The following is a 22,711-nucleotide window of genomic DNA, read 5'->3' as shown; positions in this document are numbered from 1 at the left end:
ATTAAAAATACCCTCCAAGTGATTCGTTCACAACTCGGTGTGCGTGCTGTTGCATCGACTTATCTCTACCAAGTGACTGTTCAATGTAATTGATCAATGCATCGGAACTAGGTGACTGAATCGCGTCGCGTACCTTTTCAACCTCTCGTTTTTGTATTATTAGGTTGTGCACTGCTACGGCACCGAGTTTATCTTTTTGATACTTTACGTCACCTTGCATTCGGCTTACAAGTATCGGATCAGAACAAACTGGACAGTCACATTCTGAAAAATCCGCATCGTCGACTCGGACTGCGCTAAGCAGGGACGTACTGTACTTTCCGTTGATTGCACTCTGGAGATATGAGGATGAATCAAATGTATCCGCCCCGACAGCTGCTAGTAGTGGAATCGAACTCGATGAGATTCCGAGCACGTGAAGCGGGAGATCTTTGAATCCCCAGTCGTTGAGAACATCTCGACAATCACTAACAGCAGTGATCAGTTTTTCCTTGCTATCTTTTATTGGAACAAGTCCACCGAGTGCAACGCCGTCGAACTCGCAATGGACTCGATCACGACCAATAACGGCCTCAATCTCGGTGAGAAACGTGTCCAGCATCGAATAGTTGTAGCCGTGGAGCGTTAGATATCGTATCTGTGAACTCCCGTCTGTAAGATTGAGAAAAGTATCGACGTTCTCAGCAGTTAGTCGAGCTTTTTCAACGCGCTCTTGGTATCCATCATCGGGTGAGATTGGCCGGTCAAGGTTTACCATGATATCGCCACCCAGTTTTGATTGAATCTCGAATATGGACTTCTGATTGGCTTCTACCTCGAAATCACTCCCATCGAGTTTCCGGTCACCAAGAAATTTGAAGCCACCAGAGTCGACGAACAGTGTGCCGTTAAAATCTAACACCTCTCGTTCTTTGATTGGTTCAGCGATATAATCCTCATACCGCTCTCGGTTGATTCCGTAATCTGTGAGCGAGGAGACAGACGTCATGACACCATCAAAATACTGGCTGAAATCCGCTCCATTAACAGCTTCGTTACCATTGATGAACTCTTTTATTGTCCTGTGAATGCCGCCCCCGTACAGACTTTCTGACGTTCCTCCGCCATAGAAATTCACTACTGGCAGCAGATTTGGTGTCTCCAACTCCGTCCCATTAACACGTAACACGCCGCTTCGCGCGTCGCCTGATTTCTCAACAATCTCAAAGAAATCCGTATCACGTTGGCGTGTTTGAGAGTGAGCCATCAGACTGCCTCCTCCACCAAACTATCTGACCGAATCAACGTCTTGAGCTGTCGACCTTTGAATCCGATTCCATCTCCGTCGATTGATTTGACGTGTACAGTTTCCTCCTCGGACAGCCCATCAACAGCCATTTCGTATACGTTGCCGAGGTTGAGGATGATTGTCTCGTAGTCACTGTTTTCATGACGGGACTGAAGTTCACTCGAAACGGGTCCACACAACTCAGCAGCACGCTCTGCCGTCATGCGCCGATCATACGTCGTTATTTCGTCTTCAGGGTCGAGAATTCCATGCTCGGCTGACAGAATACAGAAATCGAGGTCAGACCGAAACTTTCCTTCTCTCATAGCCTTTTTGATGATTCTGAAAAAATATCCATCATAGACCTCAATTGCCGGAGTCGGCTTGGTGACCTGATTTTTAGTTGCTGAACAGGACTGAACGAGGAGTGACGGCATTAGAACCGTATCGATCACGCTAAGGCAAAAGGTTTGTCCTATTCGGCGAGTGAATGGCTTATTCGACATCTGCCTTAATCCGAAGTGCAAGATGATCAGGTATTGCAGCTAGCTCAGAAATTGCTTCGTAAGGGGCTTCTCGAAGGTCTGCAACAGTTTCGAACCCGGCTTCCCTGAGAACCTCTGCATCGGCTTCGGTAACGCCACTGACGCTTGTCAGGCCTGGTTCATCTTCTTCGTTGGATGCTGGCTGGCCACCAGCTCTTGGCGTTTCAGGGAACGTTGCCAGCAGTGACTGGGCCCTTCTGAGGTCGGCTGCTGACTCAACTACAATTGGAACTGGTGTTTCTTCTGACGGGGCTACTGGAACAGTTACGTCACTCACGCCGCCCAAAACCTGACACATTTCTTTAACAAATGTGTCCGGCTCAACGGTGGTAATCTCTTGGTATGTAGTGACTCGGTCACCATCACCGAACTGCTCGCGATATGTCTGTGCAGTGATGGGTGAGCGGTCGGCCTGCTGTGGTCCATAGCCTGCTTCCCATCCATCACATCCTGATTCTAAGAAGCTCCGAAGAGCCTCATGCCAGTCAACCATCGGGCCCTCCTCGACAGCAGATTCGGTAATCAGCGCGCCGATAGTGGTACTGAGTGACCGGAACACCTCATACAGCTCTGTGAGCTCTGCTGGTGAGATGGTAGCTTGGCCGTCTGTGTCAGTCGAAGTGGACGTTGTACGTTCTGGTTCGTCAATTTCGATGTCAGCCGTTGATTTGTCTGTTTGATTTTCCGTACCATCTGCCGATAACTCTCCTTTTTCAGCTGAGATACTATCAGATCCAATGGTTGCTTCAGTTGTTGTCTCAGCCTCGTTTGTAGATGTCCCCTCTAGAGACGTTTGGCTTCGCTGTAACTCTACATCAACTTCGATTGGTCCACTCTTTCCATTGAGGAGAGACATCAACTCATATGATTCATATCCTGGGGCAGTGACCGATACAGTGAACTGTCGACTGTGTTTTGGAATCTCGAATCTATGACTCCCATCAGTGGTTGTTTCGCTGATCCACTGAGATTCCGTCGTTGAGAGTTCTACTGAGGCATTTCCTAATCGGTTCTGTTCCTCATTATCAACTGTGACAGAAATTGTTATTCGGTCAGCGTCTGTGTTGGCTTCTGAATCGTTAGCATTGGATCTGCGTTCATTTGAATCATCGCCTCCATTCCGACGCTGTGCTCTCGATTTGAGTGCGGTCTTAATCGGTTCAACCGATGGGTCGACTGTCTCACCGACCCAAACATCGGGGAGCACTGGATCGGTAGCCTGGTCACGATTGGACACTGCATCGAGCAGTTCATGAAGCCATTCTTGAGCAACATCGTCAGCAACCATTTCCTCGACGGTACGGTGATCAGCACTCGTGGCGAGCGAACCAGCGATTTCTAACTCCGCGAGTATTGAGGCACTCGTATCGTCAGGAGCCCCGAAGCCAGGTAGTTCTCGAAAACGAGAGCCAAGTGCACGGAACTCTGCGGCCCGCCGAAGCAGACGCCTCCCATCCTCGCCAGCGAGCCGGGCTGCAGGTGTCTTCGGTAGTGTGACAACCTGATAGAAGTGAGATCGTCCGTCTCCGGTTGGGTTTCTGAGTACACGCCCTATTCGCTGAATAAGCGATGCGTTCACACCACCTTTCGCTAGATTGATTGCGACATCGGCATCCGGAATATCAACACCGACACCGATTACGTCTCCGGGACCAACAATAACGCCTCCGTCTTGTGTTTTGAACCGATCTATCTGCTCAGTCTGAGACGTTGTGTCGCCGTTCTGGATCTCGACTACTTTATCGCCAAGTTCAGCCCGGAGCATCTCCGCGACGTGTTCGGCTTGCTGGTAGCTTTGGACGAGCACGATACGCTTTGAGTCTTCAGCGTGTCGCAATACTAACTGTCGAATCGTTTCTCGGGGAGGGTGAAGCTGCCAGCGTCGTGGTCGACGGGAGAAGGCAGCAGTAGCAAGCCTATCGAATACTTCGGACTGTCCTCGTGCCTGCGAACCATCGTTTGATTGCGCGAATGATCTGAGATCCCGAAGCGTTTCGAAGGTTTCTGGAAAATCATCGGGCCGCTGTTTTAGCTCTCCGGTGAGGAACTTGTGATTCGTCCGGTCATAGACCTCGTCAAGTGGTTCGGTCGACTCTGCGACGCCCGAAAGCGTCTCATCATCCGCACTGGCCGCATACAGCACCTCCCAACTGAAGTCGGCGATAACGTTTGCCTCACGCGCGTCCGAAATACTGAATTTTGCACACTCGGTAAGGTTCTCTTCGAGTGCTTCTTTGGCATTCGTATCACCGATCCAGTCTTGATCAATCGAACCAGACATCGCAAGCAGTGCATCCGAACGCGCAGTCAGTGAGTCAAACAGATTTCGCCAGCTCCGCCCGTCGCTACCACGGCTTCGGTATCGATGGGCTTCATCAAGAATTACGAGGTCGTAGCCACTGATCACATCCGCACCCAGCAGACCCTGTGCAGTGCGAAAATCGACTGAACCCCACGTTAACTCGATGGTCCGTTCTTCGCCAGATCGAGTCCGGTCTCGTGGAATATTCAAGTGTTCGTCGAACTCACTTTGCCACTGCTCCAACAGAAGCTCCTGGCCAGCAACAACCAAAATCGATACATCGGTGTCGGTAGTGCCACCGTCTGGCAGCTCGTTGGCATCGTGCGGATGCAACTCACCGAAGAGATGAGCAATAGCAGCAAGCCCGAGAACCGTTTTTCCCGTCGCAGTCGCCATATTGACGTAGCCAGCATACCCCGCTTTGCACCAGTTAGCGAGTGCTGTCTGTTGGTGATCCCACAACGGCGTTACCATCTGCGGCATATCAAGATACGCCATCAAGTCGACGCCACCATTCCGCTGACTAACCTTGTTGAGCGATTCTAGTAGTCCATCGGCGTACTCGCTGGCAGATGGATCTGAAAAAAGCTGGTGAACAATGTCGACGACTGCCTCGGGATTGTGTAGAGGTTGTCGACCAGTACTTGCGGTGATTCCCTGTGTGGCGAGTTTCTCAACGATAGATTCAATCGCTCGGTCGACATCACAGATCCCACTGTCGACATCGTTTGCAAGGTCATACCGTAGCTTTGAGAGTGCAAATGCGAACTCTCCGATTGCAGTGGTCTTGTGCGTCGAAATCAGCGATGGGAGATCAGAGTGTTCACCGACAAGATAGATGAGGCCGTCAACATAGTATTCCCCAGTTGCGCGACCAAAATCCATCTTCCCGATAGTCCCACCGTGATCAAAGCTGTCGGTCCGTCCGATTGCAACACCATACAACAAGTCAGTCGCAGCTCGGTCGATCTGGCTGGGCCAGTCGGCAGTAGAGAGATCAGAACGGTCGAGTCGCTCTTCGTAGAACTGCTCCGAGACATCCGAATATTTTGTACGCTTATCGACTAGATCGCGAAATGGGTCGGGTGACATTATCTATCAATTGTTTACCTAAGAGGATATGATTCGGGTACTATAACGTTTTAGTAAATCCGAATAAATGTAGGTAGGAATGTAGCCAAGAAATCAAAACTGGGTGACCCTCGGTAGTGGTATGAGCACTGAGCTGACAACAGTTCTATCACTGTTGAATATATATTGGCTACTACAAGTGACTCAGGACCAGGCGTGTCGACCAATAATAACCTCTCAGGACCACCATTCATCAAACCTGTGTTCGGATGACCAATAAGAACGCATCCGGGGAGACTACAAAAGAGGCTCCTCAACAGGAGACGAAGACTGATTCAGCAGTTGAAGTCCTCGTCTCGGATCAAGATGGTACTGCGCTAGCGGGAGCCACGGTGTCGCTAACTGGAGCAGTATTCGAGACCACAGCGAAAACATCCCAAATCGGTCGATGTCGGGTTGGGTTTCCAACCAGTGTTGGAACTGCAGAACTGCAGGTCGACCATCCAGCATTCGACCCGATGCAAGCAACAGTAGCGGTAGCCGATGGTGCTGTAATCGACGTTGGGCTTGGAGTCTCCGTGGATGAATCAGATACAAAACGAGACGAAGGGCTCTCATCAGATTCCCTAACGAAACCAGCATGTCGAACAGTCGACAGTACTGAAACTGTCGAGACTGGTTTCGAGTGGATTGGAGAGCCAGAAGAAATAGAACAGAAAGACAATGAGACTCCGTCTGGGACATCCATTGAAGACAAACTCATTGGTGTCGGTGGAGCAACCAAGAGTGATGTTGATGCGCTCGTCGACTCTGGATATACCTCGATAGAAAATATTCAACAAGCCTCGCTCGAAGAGCTACGTTCGGTTTCACAATTAGATAGCGGCACTGCGCTGCGACTGAAAGCTGAATTCGGGTGAGTGATTTGCGGCATATATGACTACTGCTCTATTTCCCCCAAATGTTTGTCAAATCTGACGTGATAAATACAGTGCGCATATCTCGTATTTTGGATAATATTTTTTAAATCGCCGTGATTTGCTAATTATATGGCTGAAATTAATTGGAGCAAGGTCCCACAGCGAGGTGGAGTGTACTGTATGTATGACTTGGATGAAAATCCCGTCTATGTCGGCTATGCATCCGAATCTGATTCGCGGAGTCTGCTTCCGAGGCTTCGGGAACACTTCACACAGCAGAATTCGAGTGTAGTTGCGCACGGCAGAATTGACCTACTTGACGTGTGGTATGTGGAAATCTGGATTTCATCCGAATATGAAGTAGCGGAAGAACAGCTAATTGCGGAAAAGGAACCAGTCTTCAATCGGGGAGAACCAACTCCGCGATCGAATCCTATTGATACTGACGATCCAGATGAAGTACTGTATATATGTGATAACAATGAGCGAGAAACACGTCTCCATCTCCCGAATCGTATCCGCTCGAAGATGGATCACATTCAGCGAATGGTTGACTCCGATCAGATTGCGCTTGAAGCTCTTTCAAGAGGAAAGCAAAAGAGGTTGGAATCAGCTCGTAATGCAGCCCAATATCATCTTTCCATCCTCGAATCCGCGATAGAAAGACACTACGAAGCTGAGTAGCCAGTAGAAGATCTAACCTCTATATTCTGCTGTGTTGAATAGCGGCCTCTGAGCATGAGAGAGGCGAGTCGGGTTTTGGGATCACACGGCTCACCAGCTCACAACCTAATTCACATTCCGCTTACTCACTCGATTACCGCTATTCAACAGAGCAGTGTAAAAAGGGACTAAAGCGGTCACCAGATGCGAAAAATCATACCATACTTACATATGTGGTAAAATAAGATTCAAAAATGATCCAGCTGTCAATTAGCAGCGTCCTGGTTATTTCCAAACAGTTAATCAATATTACCGCTAGTTCTCACAAATCTTTTAATTAAATCATTCAACACGTATGTATGTCAAATGGTGTAGTCATAGATCGCTTTCCAAAACAATCATCGGCGGTGCAACTGGTATTGAAGACGAACTTGGCGCAAACGTAGAGTCAATCGCTGACGACTTGGACGTGGAAGTCAGTGAGAGCGAGGAGATACTCCATGACATTTCGGAAACGCTTGAGCCCTCTAGCTCCTATCTCAGCAACATCGTTACCTCTGGTAGGGATCTGTATGTCCCTGGTTTTCAGAGAAAATACTTATGGGATGAATCCAATCATAACGGATTCTGGTACTCACTAACCAAGCTGTACTCTCAAGTCGATGGAGCAGAGCTTGAAGATGACAAAATCAGTCTCTGGGATGCAGGCTCGGATGACCGGCTTGAAGAATTCTACTTTGGGACGATCTATCTTGCAGAAGCTGAGACAAGTGAGGGTGAAGAGATTTTTGAAGTAATTGACCACAGGAATGTAAACCAACCAGTTGACAAACATTCCAATAGAGCCATAGCTACGAAAGTGTGAGCTCAACGTGGTCGACAAGATCAGACTCTCGAAGCTGTACAATCTGTTCGTCGGAGAGTTCGTCCAACGAGAGCCGATCATCAGACAACAGCCTGTCGACGATGGGTTCCATCGGGGTTCCTTCGTATGGACCAAATATCTGTTCTCTGCACTCCTCGAAGTAGCGACGCATATCTTCGCCGTACTCTGCAGCACGTTCTTTGAGTGTCTCGAAATCGTACTCCTCTTCTCGGTACACCTGCCCCTTCCAGTCCCAATCCGAGAGCAGTTCACGAATCGCCTCTAGTTTGACCTTGCTGACGCGCTCGACACGCTCGTTGAGGCGCATTATTCCCTTAACCCTGCTTCGCATGCTGATTCGGACCTCATGGATTTCGTTACTTATCTGTCGCTTCTGATCTTCAACTTTCGCCTCAACGTCGGCGAGCCGTTCGCCGAGTGTTTCGAAATCACCGTTTTTGAGGAGTTCTTGTGCCTCTGAGACGGCTTTTTTGGCTTCAGAGTCAATCTCTAGCTCTGTCTCAAGGAACTCTTCTGCAAGAATTTGCTGGAGAATCGTTTCCTCGATTGTTTCCGCAATCTCATCGAGTTGATTTGCGAGTTGGCGATGCCGATACTGTTGATAAATCTTCTCAATACTCGCCTCAAAATTTTGTGTTGTATTTTCAGTCGACATAATGTTTGCTCACCTCTGTAAAGTCGGCACCGAGTTCACCAAAAGAACTCGTTCCAGTCAGCGGGACTGACTCGAAATCGGTTACGATGGAGTCGTGCTTCAACTTGAGACTAGCTAGTGTCGCAGTTACAGTCGAAAGTGAATCCACACCGTAGAGTCGATCAGCGAGTTTAGCGGCCTCGATAGTCACGTCTATAGCAGATTGAGAGTGGTTACAAACTTGCCCTAATCGTTCAGTCAAATCTGGGTCCACACCATCATAGGTCTTCAGCTTCTCGTATCGGTCTGCAACACGTCCGATGTCTGTTCCAGTGAGTGTATCTAAAACGTACTCAACCGTCTCTCTTTGATAACCGTGATCTGTTGCTTCATCAAGTGATTTCTGCACATCGTACATTGTATCTGCAAAATCCTTGACCGTGTGTCCTGATGCAAATCGAACTCTGAAATCGATATAATTGATTTGACTCCGTCCAAGCATCTCCAAGACCTCATACGGCGAATTTCGCTTAAGACGTTCACGGACTGCCGGTACATCGAGTGTACTTGCCGACACCCCCAATAGCGAGCCAAGCACATCTTCTATGTATTCGGCTTTATCCATCACTGACTTGATACTCTTGACTTCCTCGTGTCCAAGTATCGTATCAAGGCCGTCGAGCAGCTGTTCATTTACAGCAAACTCCTCATCAGATCGATATCGGTTGTTGAGTTGTTTGGCAGTAATCTCTGTCCATGGATTGTCCAATAGCGTCAACACCGCATACGTTGAAAGAACGAAATCTGTGAATCCATATTCTCTGTTCCCTTTATATAATCTGTTACTATGCTCTAGTTGACTCTCAAAGATACGCTGACGCCACTCTTTTACATACCCCGTGATCTGTGTCCCAGAGGCCTCTAAGAGTGCATCATAATCCGCCGATCTGGGTTCCATATCACGTCGAACACCGAACTCGACGAGCCGCCGAAGGTCGGATCTGCGGAAGTCACCCCGGTCGAGAACAATCTGATTGTCTTCTGGAGCATTATTCGAGTCTGGATATACAAACGGTGACTGCTGACTGCTGAGGTTGTAGCGGAGTGGTGTCCCTTCGAGAAGTCTGAAATCATCGCTAACTGCTTCGAACAGGTCTCGAAGTGCTCGTTTTATATACTCATTCGTTTCAACGTACTTTTTTGGATCTTCGATCCACGAATCGATCCGTGATTTTTGTGTCTCAATCTCCCGTTCGGTTGGAGAGGTACCCCCACCACCACCAGGACCGCTGACACCATACCCACAGCTTGAACAGATACGATTACCGTCATCATCGACAGCCCAGGCGTGTTCACCACACTCTGGACAGGTGTCGCCGGGTGGACTGCTTCCGGTAGATGCAATCCTAATCTCCGTTTCGTCTATCTCAATCGCATCGGGGAGTCCAGACATCTCAAATCCGAACGCTTCGACAAACTTTCGGTCGACAACGACTGTATCGCCCTGTGGTCGACCATACCATTTCGCCAAATCAGCGTACGCCTCGGCATCCTCATACACTGCGTCTGCAACAGAGATTGTGTTTTCGAGTGGTCGAAGAATCTCTGCAGATGACGGCGACATAACGAATCCATCGTGGAAGTCCTGGAGGACCTCAAAGACAGTCATGATGAACTCACGAGGAGACTGCTGGCTCTCATCGAGCCCGGCGTAGATACGCTGCAAGAACGGCTGATTAAACGGGTACAGATCACGGAACGATTCGTCACAAAACCCGCACTGTGCACAGATTGATTCGTCTGCTGGCGGTTCGAGTTCAAAAGTTCCATCCTCGGTGTCACGGTCGTACGTCACGCTGCTGTCATGTGATTTGATATAACCGAGGTAGGGACGGACGAAGTCGACCGACGAAACCTCGTCGAGGAACAACACCGTGTTCGAGTCCTGTTCGTTCGTTTGGAAGAACTCAAATCGATCCTCCGCTGTTCGAGTATGCAGCACATTCGTTGCGTCACGTGTTCCTGCGACAATGAAGTCCCAGTTGTCGGAGGACTTGTCGCGTTCCATATAGTTGCGGAGCTTTTCAGCCTCCATTGCGGCGATAGAGAAGTCCTCGAACACGATGACGGGACGAGTATCCTCGAACCGTTGCCCGACCTGCTGAAGCACATCGTCGAGTGAGGCGGTGTTGTACCGGTCTCGAACCTCATGCCAAAGTGCATCGTTGAAGGCGATGACTGCGTCTTCAACGTCGACGCTGTCGTCGAATATCTGGAGTTCCTCACGCTGCTTGTACTCGTTTTCGCCGACAAACTGGATCTTTTGAGCGTATTCGCCTCGTTCGACGAGCCGTTGGAGTTTCTCCGCGACGTAGTCTCGAATTTGATCTTCCTGTGTTCCACTTGGTGTTACGTTGTGGCCCTGTCGGCGGAGGTTGAGAATCGCACCGGAGGTCGCGTTGTTTGCGACCGCCTGCGGAATGTCGACGATGTCATCGCGCAGGTTCTTGAAATCCGAAGCTCCAGGAAGCTCTTCGCTGAACTGCGCTTCGTAAAACGCAGGAATGCGCTCCGAAAGGATGGACATGAGGTTGTCATCCTTGTCGATGTGGAGCATTGGCCGTCCCTCTTGACGGAGTTTGTGTGAGAGGTACGCACAGAGTTCGGATTTCCCGGTTCCAACCTCTCCCTCAATAACGACTGCGAAATTGCCGACACGACTGTCCGAGAACTCTCGATAAATTCGGTCTTCGGTCCATGTTTCGCCACCAGCAGAGGTTCCACGGTACACCTCCATCGACCGGTGGGTGAATTCGAAGAGATTGTAGTCTTCCGACCGGACTGCTGCAACTTTACTAAACAGCCGACGGAGCGTTGTTTCGTCGACTTGCTCGAAATGTGGACACCGAGCGTCTGCTTCGGCGTTCGGCTGGAGAATATCAGTCATTGGAGCACCTCAATCGAGTTTGCATCTTTGTCGATCCCCGATCGTCGTGGGACACCGTTGAGACCGACAACGGCGGCATCCCCTGATTCCACGATACGGATCTGCTCGTCTCGAACGAGCTCAAAGAGGACACGTGAAAGTGTCGCTGGCACGTTACTGTCAGCAGTAAGTTCAACAAGCAAAAGGTTCTCCCACAGCCAGTCGACATAGTCAGAGATCGTCAGGCGTGTTCCATTCCCAACATCGTTGGCTGCCAGCCGAATCGATTCGGCGATCAGCTCCGGCTGAGGGTAGACAGTGTGGGTTCGCCCACTTGCCTTATGAACTAGTCCAAGGAAGTCGACAAGTCTCGACCAGTTGACGAATTTTGGCTCATTCAAATCGATTTCCCCCTGTTGGGATCGTGGTGCGTACCCACGGTCTCGTTGCCAGCGATTGATGCGCTCGTACAGGGCTCCATCATTCGATTTAAACGCCTGTCGTTCCTCCTGCAGGAGATACTGGTAATTCAGCAGTACAACCGACTGTTTCCCCCAATCAGCCTTCTCGGCATCGGTGGCAAGATTATGTAACACACCGAGCCGAAAGTCGAGTTCGGAATCGCCCGTATGCCATGGAAGCTCAACTGTGTAGTAATCAGGCTCCTGTCGACCGATCAATCCGACCGCGCGAAGTCCTGTTAACCCTTGATTAAGAAGATCGCTGGTGAGGTCGGTGTTATCGATGAGTTCGTCTTCGGTCGTATTACCTCGCTCGACCGATTTGTACACGGTTCGCAGTGGAGTCGGTGTCTGTACCGCATTCAAAATGTATGGGGATATTTCGCTCATAATGGATTCTGTAACCAGTCGTGATATCGCGCTTCGATTGGGCTTGCATCTGGGTCAAGCTCGTCACACGCCCGGCGTGCATCGCCTATTTTTGGGCTCTGCTTTGCATACGATGGATCAAATGCAGTTCCTTCCATAGAAACCGTCCGGTTCAACTCATGTGCGACCTTGGATGCGGTTGCTTTGTCCCATTCAATTCGCCGGCGTAACCACCCACCAAAGGCCTCGACCATATCCTCGCTTTCCAGCGGCTCAACGCCGAGCTGATTTTGACGGGCAAATATCTCGGAGAATGGTCTGTACAGCGGGAGATATGGTGCATCCGGGAGTATATCAAAGAGTTTCACAGTGGATTTGATCGACATATTCTCAACAAGTTGGTAAAGGTTCGCATTATCTTGTAAAAATAGGTTCTTTGTATCCTGTAGTGGGAGTTCCCATCCCTCCTCAGTGAAGTGGTCCTCAAATGCGTTGTAGAGCCTATCATACTCGCCGATACGTTCACAGAACGGTTCTTGATACAACGGGCGGAGTCCCTTTTCTGGTTGGAATCGCCGTTCATCAGCAATGACGACCAACGTACCGTCTATCTGTGTATACCGGTCGACGAGTTCGTTGATAGAGTACTGTGTGTGCTGCTCATAGTAGCTCGTCGTCACGACACAGAGGTCTTCACTCGGAGCGAGGTCGATCCCACCGAGAACGTGATAGTGGTATCCTGGAAAACTGTACTGTCTCCCACCACGCTCGTGTTGCCACGTATGTTTCAGTTGTCGCCACGAGGTAGGGTAAGTAGCGTTTCCAATCCCGAGATACGAAAGCGCCGGGAGGGACCGTAGCTTCCAGTAATGAATGCTCCCATCGGGGTCATAGATGTACGCGACATCTGCATCGGTGAGCCGCTTTTGGAGTACGTCGAGACTCACTGTCCTGGGTGTCCAACAACTGTGGCGAGCATTCGGTGGTCGAGCAGATTGTTTTCGAGGTAGTGGCTCGGTGTCCGTGAGAGCAGCAAACACTCATCACAGTAGTCGACACACCGATCACAGTCAGCAACATCAACTACCTGGTCAGCGACCTCACTAAGGCTGTCGTGGACGTGCCAGCCTATTCCGTTGCCACCCTGCCGACCGTCGACAATGTAGACCTCGATAGTCTCGTTTGTAATCGAGGCCTTAACGCGATAATCGGACCGATCACACTTGACGACCACCGGAATCGCCCGGTCGAGAGCCTGCTCCAGACTTGTCAACAGCTGTGGCCATGATACCGTTTCGTGGGTCGCCTGTTCGAACCGCTCGAAGATTGTATCGCGGTCGAACGAGAGACGAAGCCCTTGGGTGTGGTGTTGCTGACCAACTGGACGGTACAACTCCTGTTCAGCCTCGTCGAGCCGATCTCGCCACGAGAGTCCAGTGGTCGAGTTGCCTCCATCATCCTGCTCGATCAACGCTTGGGAGCGGAGGATATTTGTCGAGGCACTCATCGAGTGACCACGCTCGAACGCATAGACGAAGTCCGTGATCTCGAACTGTCCATACTCAATCTTGCAGTCAATATCAAACAATTGCCTCTCGGAACGGTCGCGCTCGGCATCAGTCGGACGGACGTAGGTCGACATCTGTGCGTGCGTTCGGTACCCCTTCTGACCCCCCATTGCCGTTGAACACTCGACCGAAGAGATGCCGTGTATCTGCGTTTCGGCAAGTTCTGAATCACAGTGTGGACAGATCTCTTCGTCGGGGTCGAAGCTCTTGAACCGGCGATCACACTCATCGTTATCACAGACTGCAACATCGGTCAATGGTGTTGGCGTCCCACGAACGTCTTTGACGATGTAGTCGGTTCCATGTAGCGACACCATGCCGCCAAGATTGTTTTCTTCACCAGGGTACATATCGTACAGTCGACCACTTCCCTCGAAGGAAATCTCCTCACGACGCCCACTGAAATTAACAGGGAAGTTCTGGCCGAAGCTTCGGTAGTTTGCAAGATATCCGAGTTTGCTCAGCCACTGATCGAGCCGCGCAGTATTACTCGTAAGATTGCGGTTTGCTGTCGCGCCAGTTGACATCCCACGAAGCCTCGAAAACGTCTGTTCGACACGACGTGATAGCGAAAGGGGACCATCCCCGAAAAACACCTGTTCGTAAACATCGACGCCATGGTCACCAAAAATATCTTTGACGTACTCACGGAGAACGGGGTCCATTTCCTCACGAATAAACTCGCCAAAGATATCGAGTCGCTCTTCGACAGTACTGACGAACTTCTCCAAGTTCTCTAGTTCCGGCTCGGGGACCTTGTACATTCGTTCGAAGACACCCGATTCATGCGGATTGCGTGCAAGGTATGCAAACACCTCGGTTACGATGTGGCTCGCCAGAACCTCATCGAAATCGTGTGGGTCCGGGATTCGGACCGGTTCGAACTCTCCAAGATAGCTGTCTAAGTTCGCATAATAGTGGCCATCAACCGGATGTTGACCACGAATTACAGTCATAACAAGCGAGGAACTCCCTCGGGTACGACCAGTTCGACCAGATCTCTGGACGTAGTTCGTCAGTGTGGGCGGCACTCCCACCTGTGCAACCGTGTCAAGACTTCCGATATCTACACCGAGCTCCATTGTGGGCGTCGAGCTGACGACGTTGACCTCGGGTGGGTCCTTTCGGAACCCCTCTTCGATAGCACCGCGGATCGCTGGCGAGATGTTTCCTTTGTGTATCCCTGCAGTAACAAAATCCGGTTCTGCACCGTTTCGAATCGGTTCGGTGACATCGTGGGCCCAGTGGTCCACAGCGTACTCCCAGCCGGAGTCCACAACCGCATATCCGGGGTCACAAATCAGCTCTCCATTATCCTGTTCGGTGAATCGAGTATACGCCTCGACTGGAGCTCCGCATTCGTGGCAGCTATCAATCGAATTACCTGATTCAGTAGTCGGGAACGATGTATAGCAGTCCATACAGAATACAGCCTCCTGAACCAGCGTTAGTGCAGAGTCGTCATCACGGACGTTTCGACTGAAAACGCCACTGTCAGCTGGCGGCTCGACGATCCCGCTCTGTTCGAGTTCATCGCGTGTCTCTTCGAGGAACGTACCGACAGCAGTTCGTTTGTCCTTATCGGTCAGATTGGCATCGTCAACTGCGCGCTTGAGGGATTCGTGTGTTGCGATTGAGATAATACCTGATTCCAAAAAGTCGGCGAGAATCGTATCAAGTGATGCCTCGATCCGACTGCGATCAATGATAAGATCTCCGGAGAGCCGGTCGAGTATTTTCGCTCTGGTCAGTCCATCGATTTTCACGCCTGAGTACTGGAAAGAGGCATCACCGAGGACAAACCGTTTGTACAGGGCATGTGCGATTGTCACGTCGACCGGATCATCATAGGCGGCGACCACATCTGCAGTCACGAGTGCACTGTCAAGCAGAGACTCACAGTTTGAGAGATATGCGTGGGCCTCAATATCCTCACGCAAGGGGATCAAAAAGTTGTAGGCCTCCGCATCCTCACTGAGATTGTTTTGGACGAGTGGTTCCCAGTACTCTTTGCGGAGTGTATGGGCCACAGTTCTGAACAACTCGTACTGGTCGGCCTCCCCGCCAGCGGCAAGCAGTTCATTGAGGTACAGCGTCTGTGCCATCAGTCCGTACTCCGTATCTATTATTTTTTCACCGACACTTTCGGCCGCGCTGTGGGAATCTGAAAAGACGAGTGTCTTTTTCGATGGCGAGACGCGACATACCTCCGACAACATATAGGAAAGCAATGACGATGTTGGAACACCAATATCTGTGAGGCGGGGAGATTTACCACAGCCAGGACAGTCTCCGTTGGCGTCTCCACGTATTGGAACGAAGTGTTCGTCCCCTTCATCATCTGTGACCGCAACATGTGGTTCGTGACAGGTACCGTTACGACAGAATTGAATCTCAGGAATCGGTGCATGACCGCACTCCCGACAACGGTTGTCTCGTGAGAGTGCCCCGCACTCACCACACCAATGGACGCTGTGTGGTGGCTTCAGAAAGACGTGGTACTTCTCAGTGACAATGCCAGCAAGCCGACCGAACGCCATCACCGTTTCGAGGATTCTCTCTGGATTCGCTACGTCCTTGCGTTCGGCTTCCGATACGAGTCCGTCGTAGGAGCGAAAGCCGACTTCTCCAGTTGTGTCCCGGTCGAACCATTCAGTGAACGAAGCTACCTCCGGCAATTGGGTAAGAACAAACTCATACCAGCCGCTAGAGAAGCCGCCGGACTCAACAGCGGCTTCAATAAGTTCTTCACACCCATCTTCTGATCGGAGTAACTCATCGACCGTGTTCGCTTTTCCAGCTGCAATCCATCTGTTGGCAGCTGTCTGTATCGGCTCGAATGCCCAGCTTGGTGCATCCGACGCAGGAGCAATCAGTTCCGTGTCAAGGAGTCCTATCTCGCGAAGTGTTGTGACTGCGTTTTCAAGCCCCTGCTCGATCACGAATTTGTCTGGATTAGTAATATCAAGCCCAGCCACAGCGAGGGCTACGATAATCTCGTCGAGTCCGCATGGAGCGAACCGGTCAAAGTTTGGTGTGCTAGTTACGGAAAACTGTCGACCGGTGAATTCGATACTGTTGATACTCTGCATACTGCTCCCAGTAAGCGATGCAGCAAGCTCGGTAGGATTGTCAACAGTTGCCGAGACCATCGTCACCTGCGGGTCGTTGTTAGCATAAAACGTCTTTAGCCGCTGAGAGAGCAGCGAAATTGCCGCACCTTGGATACCGCTCCACACGTGGGCCTCGTCAAATACGATATGTTCCAACGGTTGGTCATCTAGAATTGCTCTCGTCTCCTCATTATCGCTAACAAACATATAGTCTAACGCCTCGGGGTTGGTCAGCAGGATGTCGACTCCCTGCCGAATCGAATCACGAGTGACCTTGATCCACGAGTAGGTGTTGTCATCAGTGCCGACTGACGCATCGTCGTTGACACGGAGCTTCTCGTCGGGATTTCGTGGGTCAATGAGTCCGCGAACATAGGTTCCCTCTTCGATCTCGTAATCACGAGTTCCAACACGAGGTGCTGTATCTGAATCCCAGATGCCAATTGTAACCCGGTCCTCGGGGGACCGGTTTCGGTTGATGTGATCGAGATAGGTTATGAATCGGTTGAATTGGTCGGACCCCAGTGTCTTCATCGGATATAGAATTGCAGCCTTTACCCCAGGGTCATCGCTTGAGAGACATGCGTTGAGGATGGGTAGAAAGAATGACTCAGTTTTTCCGCTTGCGGTTGGGACTGCAAGTACGTTATTGCCAGGCTCGTTTTCGATTGCGTTGATGGTTTCAGCTTGGTGTTGGTATAGCTTTCCCTCTCCATCACCACCAAATAACTCTCTGACAATCGCATCTATGATTGCCTCGTCATAATCGAGCCCTGTAAGGAATTCCGCTGCACTCTGGTTGTGAAACGCCGGGGCATCGACGAATTCAACAAATGGACCTTTTCGCTCAATTGTTTGGTCGGCGACAAACCGTTGAGCCCCTTTGACCCCGTCAATTGTATTGAGTTTGGTCATTGCGCGGTTCCACCAAGTAATCTCTGCGGCCCTGTTCGTTGCTGCGTCAAGTCTTGATTGCGGTGAATCCATGTTACTTAGGGTCTATTTTATTTATTCGCTTACAGGGTATTATATATGGGGCAAAATTGATATCCATGACACAATTTTGCGTAGCAGACCTATGTGTACATTTATAACATCATAATTGTTGAACAGTGTACTGTTCTATTCTGGTGATGTATGACGATTTAAAAAGCGGGTTTGGGATATTATTTATCAATAATCATAAGAACGCATTGTTTAGCAATATATTTTTCATTTTACCGATGTCGAAAATTTAAATTATCTAAGATAGCATACAGGAAATTTATAAAAGAAAGAACGTACAGTATTTGAGAATTAGTGCTATCTTTGACCTCAGTAGCGGTTACACCTTGCTTCACGATGCGCTCCGGTACTAGAAAGACAATGCAAGAGCAGATTCATCAGATACACTGACCAGCTACCGACTAATTATATTCCTTTGATTTTAGTGGAGACAGAGACAACTCAATATAATCCCCGAGTTTGGACCTCTGTAGCGACGAGAAGTCATCATTGCCCAGGCTCGTCAGATGGTAGGGCTCATCGCTGATCAGCTTGGATGCTAATTCAGTGCTATCGTCGTCAAGAAGTTCTGTGAACATATCGGACTGAATTTCACCGAGAGTTTCAGCGGTAGTCTCGCCATATTCTTTCGATGAGATAAGCTTCTCTCCCGTTGTATCCCCGTTGATCGATTCTACCCACTGCTCATCATTCAGTCGAGTTTCAAGATTATCGAGCTTAGACTGTTCTAGTACATCGAATTTTTCATTGAGTTGTTGCATAGCATTGAGCTGCTTGTTGTGATCTGCGTGTGGGATGCTGATTTGACGGTCAACTCTCGACCTTTGTTCTTCTACTTTTGTACGTAAATCTGGTATTTCAGACTCCAGCTCATCATATTGCTCTTTCTTCAACAAGTTGATAGCTTCTGAAACCTGGGTTCTCGTCTCCTCGTCTATTTTTATATCAAAATCATTAAATAAACTTTCTGCTATCATAGCCCGGATGAGAGTGCCTTCTAGAGTGTTGGCTATTTTGTCCAGCTGGTTGGCCAGATGCCGATGCTGGAGTCGGATATAAACAGCTTTGAGCTGTTCGTCAAGTTTTTGACTATAAGCCCCCCCGTCTTCTTCAGACTTAGCCAACTTATTCGACATAGAAATCACCTACTTGTAGGAAGTATGCCCCAATATCCTCCGCATCTTCGATATTTTCAAAATCCAGATTACATAGAACATGATAGATTTCACTATCTCTAAGTTGTTGTTCAATCAGAATTTGTTGTATGCGGTCCTGCTTGTCGCCGTCTTTGAGTGATTGGGCGAGTCGGCTATTGTCTATTTGCTCCTCAATCTCATCACGATCAAGTTGCTCCAGCTTCCCTAGTGCTTCGTACAAATAAGTGTCAATTTCATCATCGTACCCACTCCTTATGATATCACCCGTTGACTGTATCTCTTCTAAATCGGCACCATCTAAGCTCTGAAGAATTAATTCACTGGCTGGTTCGCTACTTTCCCGGGCTTCCAGTGTTCTCAGAGCAGCATTAACTCTGTATAGGTCAACCCCCACAGATTTAAACGAGGTACCATCGGTGAATTGAACATCTGATGATAACCTAGAGATAGCTCCGATTCCTAGCGTATCAAGAACGCTAAAGGGGCGATTTGCAGCCAATTTTTCTTCGATTGCCTGTCTGTCCAGAACTGAACTAATAACTCCGAATTTCCATTTCATGAGATTTATTATTGTTTCAGAGTTATCCATCAAGCTTCTAAGATGGTCATAATCGTCGTCATCGAACTCTTCCTCGAGATAGGAGTCAAGATCTGTATCTAAGGAAAGTTTATTGCTGAAATCTTCGGCGATATTGTTTGCGGTTAGCTCTCGGTCGGGATTACTCAATAGATACACCAGCCCGTAGGATGCGAGAGTAAAGTCTGCGAGGTCGTAGTGGTTCCCTGCATTGGTGAAAATTTTCTCTGCTGGATCCAGTTCTCGCTTGTTGACATTCTTTTGCCACTCCTCAGCATAGCTGGTGAGTTGTGACCCGAATTTCTGAAGAAAGGTATTGTGAGACGGATTCTTGTCGAACCTCGTTTCTACGCCCACTGAAACAAACCGGTAGAAGAGGTCAAGTGATAGCTCCTGAGTTCCGACAGGTAGTTGGTAACCCTCAATTTCTTCTCGTATCGCATCATCGTCTCTTGGATTCGACCCTCTATGGAAAGAGAGAGGCTTTTTTTCGCCGCCCATAGAGTACCGGATCGGTGCGCGCGGTTTAATTTTAAAATCATCAGTCAACTCCTGAAGAATCGATCGAGCACCAGTGTGAATGTCCGTATCAGTTGTTACGAGAGCGGGGTCGGTAGGATTGTTGCGCCACGGATGAACCTGTCCCTGTCTTTTTTGAATCTCGTTTCTGACGCTCTCAGAGTCCTCAAGGTCGGTTTCTCGTTGAATATACTCTGTGGCATCTGAAATTGGTACGCGAACTTCACTTTCATTCACTTCAATTGGCGCTTCGTTAAGATCCCACTTATTATCAATAATATTGAATGCATCGAGGAACTTTTTGTTAACCGTAAAAAATCCTTCGTCTTCATTAACATTCCCGTACCACAGAGCACTGCGAGTGAGAGGCTTCGAGAAATTACGTACCTCCTCGCTTGGCCGCGTATTAAACCCAACATTCTGAAGAACATCAGCGTCGGCAGGGGAATTGATATCACCTCTTGCCCACCGTCTCAAGATCTGACTCACGCGTACGATGTAAGCCCTTGGTGTCGGAGGCTCTAGCGACTCAAACAATCGCTCGATGAAATTTTCGTTAAATGGGAAAAGATCTCGGAATTCGCGGTCACAGAACTCACATGTGGTACAGATGGTATTTTGGAGAGGATCTTTTATTGATTTCACTTTGTTGTACTCGTCGCGCTCATAACTAACACTCCCATCGTGGTTCTTGATATAGCCCAGATATGGGCGGATGAACTGCACTGCATCCTCTTTTGTGAGATGGGGAACCTGATTCCCATCAATATTATCAGTTGTTTGATATATATTGAATCGGGCTTCTGAGGTCTGTGATTTGAATTCCTCCGTTGAATCTGTTGTCCCAGCAAGAATGAAGTCCCAGTTACTCTTCGTGTCCTTGTCCTCCATAAAATTGGTGAGCTTGTCCGCTTCCGAGCCTGTAATCGACACGTCCTCAATAACGAATACAGGCCGGGTATTCTCGAATTTGTCACCTACATCACGGAGGAGCTCGTCTATAGGCGGAACCCCATATTTTCCTTCAATGGCGTTGATTATCCGGTTATTCAGCTCGTCAATTGCCTTGATAGGCGGCCATTCTTTTTCATTGTTGAATATTTGAATATCGGAGTTATTTTTATAATCGCCTTCGTCAATCATCTTTTTGGACTCTTTCTCATCCTCTTTTTCATCATTCTCCGATTGTTCCAGCAGGATATCAAGCCTCTCATAGATGAAATCTGAGAGTTCGTCGACGTTGTCCTTTATGTCGTAATTTGCTAGTGCAGAGATTGCGTCACCAGCTATTTGAGATGCGACTGTCTTCGGAAGTTTCTCGATCTGTTCCTCGAATTGTCGAGATTTGGCAGTCGTCTCTGGCGGTTCCTTCCCGTGATTCTCACAGAATTGGGGTATTCTCTTATTTATTATCGTTAGAATTCCGTCACTCTTTTTAATATAGAGTACCGGTCTTCCTTCTTCCTCCAACCGCAAAGAAAGGTACGCACACAGTTCGGACTTCCCCGTCCCCGTGTTCCCTTCAATTAATGTGACAAAGTTAATTTCTCTTTCTTCTTCGAACTGGTCATAGATCTCATCTTCCCAATACTCGACTTTTCCCTCCACCCGATCGTCAGTTCGGTACGCCTTGATCCGAGTATGGGTAAAATAGAACAGGTCTGGATGTTGCTGTCGATACTTTGCAGTTGTAGAGAATACGTTTTCTAAATCGACATTCGAATAGTAGTCAAAGTGTGGACACTGTAGACTCCTACTTTCAATTTGGTCTCTGGATGTATCGCTCATGATTTGATGATGCTAATTGAATTTACGCTGTCTGGATACTGACTTGGTTCTATGCCTGCAAGGCTTGCAGTTGCACTATCACCTTCCTCAACGAAATTTAACCATCCTGTACGAGAAAGCAGGTGGAGTGTATGGGATATTGAAACTGGTACAGTATTACCTTGTGTTGGGCATGGAACAACGTTTTCATCTAACCAATTGATATACTTGGAAATCGGGAATGAGTATGTACCAGTCTTATCACTATACCACAGTAGTGTACCTCTCAAAATCTCTGGGTCAAAATACGTCGTATAGAATGAACCTTTTGTCTTACGAATCAGACCCAAGTGATCTGCAATTACGGTCCAGTGAGTCCACTTTTTTGTATTGAATTGATAGTTATCTCCGTTCTTCTTTTTGGGTTCATAACCTCTGTCTTCTTCCCAGTTTCGGATTTTTTTCCAGAGCCCTTCATCGTCATCTCGAAAGTATTGCTCTCTCTCTTCGACGAGGTATTCGTAGTGCAAAAGAACACCAGCATGTCTGCCCCAGTTGTCAGGAACGTGTTCGTCCATTAAGCCTTGGAGCCCTGTTAGGCGATACCGGATAGAATCGGAAACGTCGTCTATCTCGATTAGGGGATTTTCCTCATACGGTTCATTCCTATCATTAATCAGACGCATCGCTGCTAACCCTTTTAGAGCTTCCTCTATATGAATACCTGATAGCCCCGTTCCATCTTTGAGTGCATCATCGGTAACCTGCCCATCCTGAATGGAAGAGTATACCACTTCCCACTGTGCCGCAGACTCGTTGTTGAGGATGAGAGGGACGAATTCTGTATCTGTCATGTGTTGATTTAAGTCCGAAGCAAATTTTCGTCAATGCCGGGCGGATATATTTAGTTCGGTATACTCCACTCAACTCGTGTGATTGATAAAAATTTGTTCAATCATCC

At 48.9% G+C, this 22,711-nt stretch carries 14 protein-coding genes; 3 read left to right on the top strand and 11 right to left on the bottom strand.

From position 1 onward, the window contains the following. Position 1: 1 nt before the first annotated feature. The 3 genes from AArcSt2_RS12600 to AArcSt2_RS12590 are packed head-to-tail and all read right to left on the bottom strand — an operon-like array spanning position 2 to position 5,206. Positions 2–1,246, bottom strand: coding sequence for a tRNA-guanine transglycosylase (locus tag AArcSt2_RS12600; protein WP_250585136.1), 1,245 nt, complete (start codon positions 1,244–1,246; stop codon positions 2–4). After that, entirely contained in the window at positions 1,246–1,704 is a 459-nt protein-coding gene (locus AArcSt2_RS12595; protein ID WP_250585134.1) for a DUF6884 domain-containing protein, read from the bottom strand. Before AArcSt2_RS12595 ends, AArcSt2_RS12600 begins: the two co-directional genes overlap by 1 nt. A gap of 58 nt (positions 1,705–1,762) precedes the next feature. After that, complete coding sequence (locus AArcSt2_RS12590) at positions 1,763–5,206, bottom strand: DEAD/DEAH box helicase family protein (RefSeq protein WP_250585132.1); 3,444 nt, start codon at positions 5,204–5,206, stop codon at positions 1,763–1,765. Positions 5,207–5,454: 248 nt separating this feature from the next. On the opposite strand from AArcSt2_RS12590, the gene AArcSt2_RS12585 reads away from it, so the two are divergent. The 3 genes from AArcSt2_RS12585 (at position 5,455) to AArcSt2_RS12575 (ending at position 7,633) form a co-directional block, all read left to right on the top strand. After that, positions 5,455–6,105: a carboxypeptidase-like regulatory domain-containing protein gene (locus tag AArcSt2_RS12585; RefSeq protein ID WP_250585130.1), complete on the top strand. Its 651-nt coding sequence runs from the start codon at positions 5,455–5,457 to the stop codon at positions 6,103–6,105. Between the two features lie 129 nt (positions 6,106–6,234). After that, complete coding sequence (locus tag AArcSt2_RS12580) at positions 6,235–6,789, top strand: GIY-YIG nuclease family protein (RefSeq protein WP_250585128.1); 555 nt, start codon at positions 6,235–6,237, stop codon at positions 6,787–6,789. A 334-nt stretch (positions 6,790–7,123) separates the two neighbouring features. Then, the gene (locus AArcSt2_RS12575; RefSeq protein WP_250585127.1) at positions 7,124–7,633 is read left to right on the top strand and encodes a DUF262 domain-containing protein; all 510 of its coding nucleotides are present in this window, start codon (positions 7,124–7,126) and stop codon (positions 7,631–7,633) included. Here AArcSt2_RS12575 and AArcSt2_RS12570 read toward each other — a convergent pair. The 8 genes from AArcSt2_RS12570 to AArcSt2_RS12535 form a co-directional block, all read right to left on the bottom strand. Beyond that, positions 7,620–8,309 (bottom strand): hypothetical protein, encoded by a 690-nt coding sequence (locus AArcSt2_RS12570; protein ID WP_250585125.1) that lies wholly within the window; start codon positions 8,307–8,309, stop codon positions 7,620–7,622. The two genes, AArcSt2_RS12575 and AArcSt2_RS12570, sit on opposite strands and share 14 nt — an antisense overlap. Continuing rightward, positions 8,299–11,235: a hypothetical protein gene (locus tag AArcSt2_RS12565; protein WP_250585123.1), complete on the bottom strand. Its 2,937-nt coding sequence runs from the start codon at positions 11,233–11,235 to the stop codon at positions 8,299–8,301. The genes AArcSt2_RS12570 and AArcSt2_RS12565 overlap by 11 nt, the downstream gene beginning before the upstream one ends. Further along, the gene (locus AArcSt2_RS12560) at positions 11,232–12,065 is read right to left on the bottom strand and encodes a hypothetical protein (RefSeq protein ID WP_250585121.1); all 834 of its coding nucleotides are present in this window, start codon (positions 12,063–12,065) and stop codon (positions 11,232–11,234) included. Before AArcSt2_RS12560 ends, AArcSt2_RS12565 begins: the two co-directional genes overlap by 4 nt. Further along, on the bottom strand, positions 12,062–12,991 hold the full coding sequence (locus tag AArcSt2_RS12555) for a hypothetical protein (RefSeq protein WP_250585119.1): 930 nt from the start codon (positions 12,989–12,991) through the stop codon (positions 12,062–12,064). The genes AArcSt2_RS12560 and AArcSt2_RS12555 overlap by 4 nt, the downstream gene beginning before the upstream one ends. Beyond that, on the bottom strand, positions 12,988–17,712 hold the full coding sequence (locus AArcSt2_RS12550) for a DEAD/DEAH box helicase (protein WP_250585118.1): 4,725 nt from the start codon (positions 17,710–17,712) through the stop codon (positions 12,988–12,990). The genes AArcSt2_RS12555 and AArcSt2_RS12550 overlap by 4 nt, the downstream gene beginning before the upstream one ends. A 419-nt stretch (positions 17,713–18,131) precedes the next feature. Beyond that, positions 18,132–18,866: a hypothetical protein gene (locus tag AArcSt2_RS12545; RefSeq protein ID WP_250585115.1), complete on the bottom strand. Its 735-nt coding sequence runs from the start codon at positions 18,864–18,866 to the stop codon at positions 18,132–18,134. Beyond that, entirely contained in the window at positions 18,856–21,771 is a 2,916-nt protein-coding gene (locus AArcSt2_RS12540; protein ID WP_250585114.1) for a hypothetical protein, read from the bottom strand. The genes AArcSt2_RS12545 and AArcSt2_RS12540 overlap by 11 nt, the downstream gene beginning before the upstream one ends. After that, entirely contained in the window at positions 21,768–22,604 is an 837-nt protein-coding gene (locus tag AArcSt2_RS12535; RefSeq protein WP_250585112.1) for a hypothetical protein, read from the bottom strand. The genes AArcSt2_RS12540 and AArcSt2_RS12535 overlap by 4 nt, the downstream gene beginning before the upstream one ends. Positions 22,605–22,711 lie beyond the last annotated feature (107 nt).

Origin of the sequence: Natronocalculus amylovorans, from assembly GCF_023638035.1 — an archaeon.
Classification (GTDB): Archaea; Halobacteriota; Halobacteria; order Halobacteriales; family Haloferacaceae; genus Natronocalculus; species Natronocalculus amylovorans.
Note: the sequence above shows the minus strand (reverse complement) of the source record. Positions and strands in the feature narration are given on the sequence as shown.

Bases quoted from the DNA above. Each gene is read 5' to 3' on its own strand.
- AArcSt2_RS12600 (WP_250585136.1), bottom strand. From the start codon at position 1,246: ATGGCTCACTCTCAAACACGCCAACGTGATACGGATTTCTTTGAGATT.
- AArcSt2_RS12595 (WP_250585134.1), bottom strand. From the start codon at position 1,704: ATGCCGTCACTCCTCGTTCAGTCCTGTTCAGCAACTAAAAATCAGGTC.
- AArcSt2_RS12590 (WP_250585132.1), bottom strand. From the start codon at position 5,206: ATGTCACCCGACCCATTTCGCGATCTAGTCGATAAGCGTACAAAATAT.
- AArcSt2_RS12585 (WP_250585130.1), top strand. From the start codon at position 5,455: ATGACCAATAAGAACGCATCCGGGGAGACTACAAAAGAGGCTCCTCAA.
- AArcSt2_RS12580 (WP_250585128.1), top strand. From the start codon at position 6,235: ATGGCTGAAATTAATTGGAGCAAGGTCCCACAGCGAGGTGGAGTGTAC.
- AArcSt2_RS12575 (WP_250585127.1), top strand. From the start codon at position 7,124: ATGTATGTCAAATGGTGTAGTCATAGATCGCTTTCCAAAACAATCATC.
- AArcSt2_RS12570 (WP_250585125.1), bottom strand. From the start codon at position 8,309: ATGTCGACTGAAAATACAACACAAAATTTTGAGGCGAGTATTGAGAAG.
- AArcSt2_RS12565 (WP_250585123.1), bottom strand. From the start codon at position 11,235: ATGACTGATATTCTCCAGCCGAACGCCGAAGCAGACGCTCGGTGTCCA.
- AArcSt2_RS12560 (WP_250585121.1), bottom strand. From the start codon at position 12,065: ATGAGCGAAATATCCCCATACATTTTGAATGCGGTACAGACACCGACT.
- AArcSt2_RS12550 (WP_250585118.1), bottom strand. From the start codon at position 17,712: ATGGATTCACCGCAATCAAGACTTGACGCAGCAACGAACAGGGCCGCA.
- AArcSt2_RS12545 (WP_250585115.1), bottom strand. From the start codon at position 18,866: ATGTCGAATAAGTTGGCTAAGTCTGAAGAAGACGGGGGGGCTTATAGT.
- AArcSt2_RS12540 (WP_250585114.1), bottom strand. From the start codon at position 21,771: ATGAGCGATACATCCAGAGACCAAATTGAAAGTAGGAGTCTACAGTGT.
- AArcSt2_RS12535 (WP_250585112.1), bottom strand. From the start codon at position 22,604: ATGACAGATACAGAATTCGTCCCTCTCATCCTCAACAACGAGTCTGCG.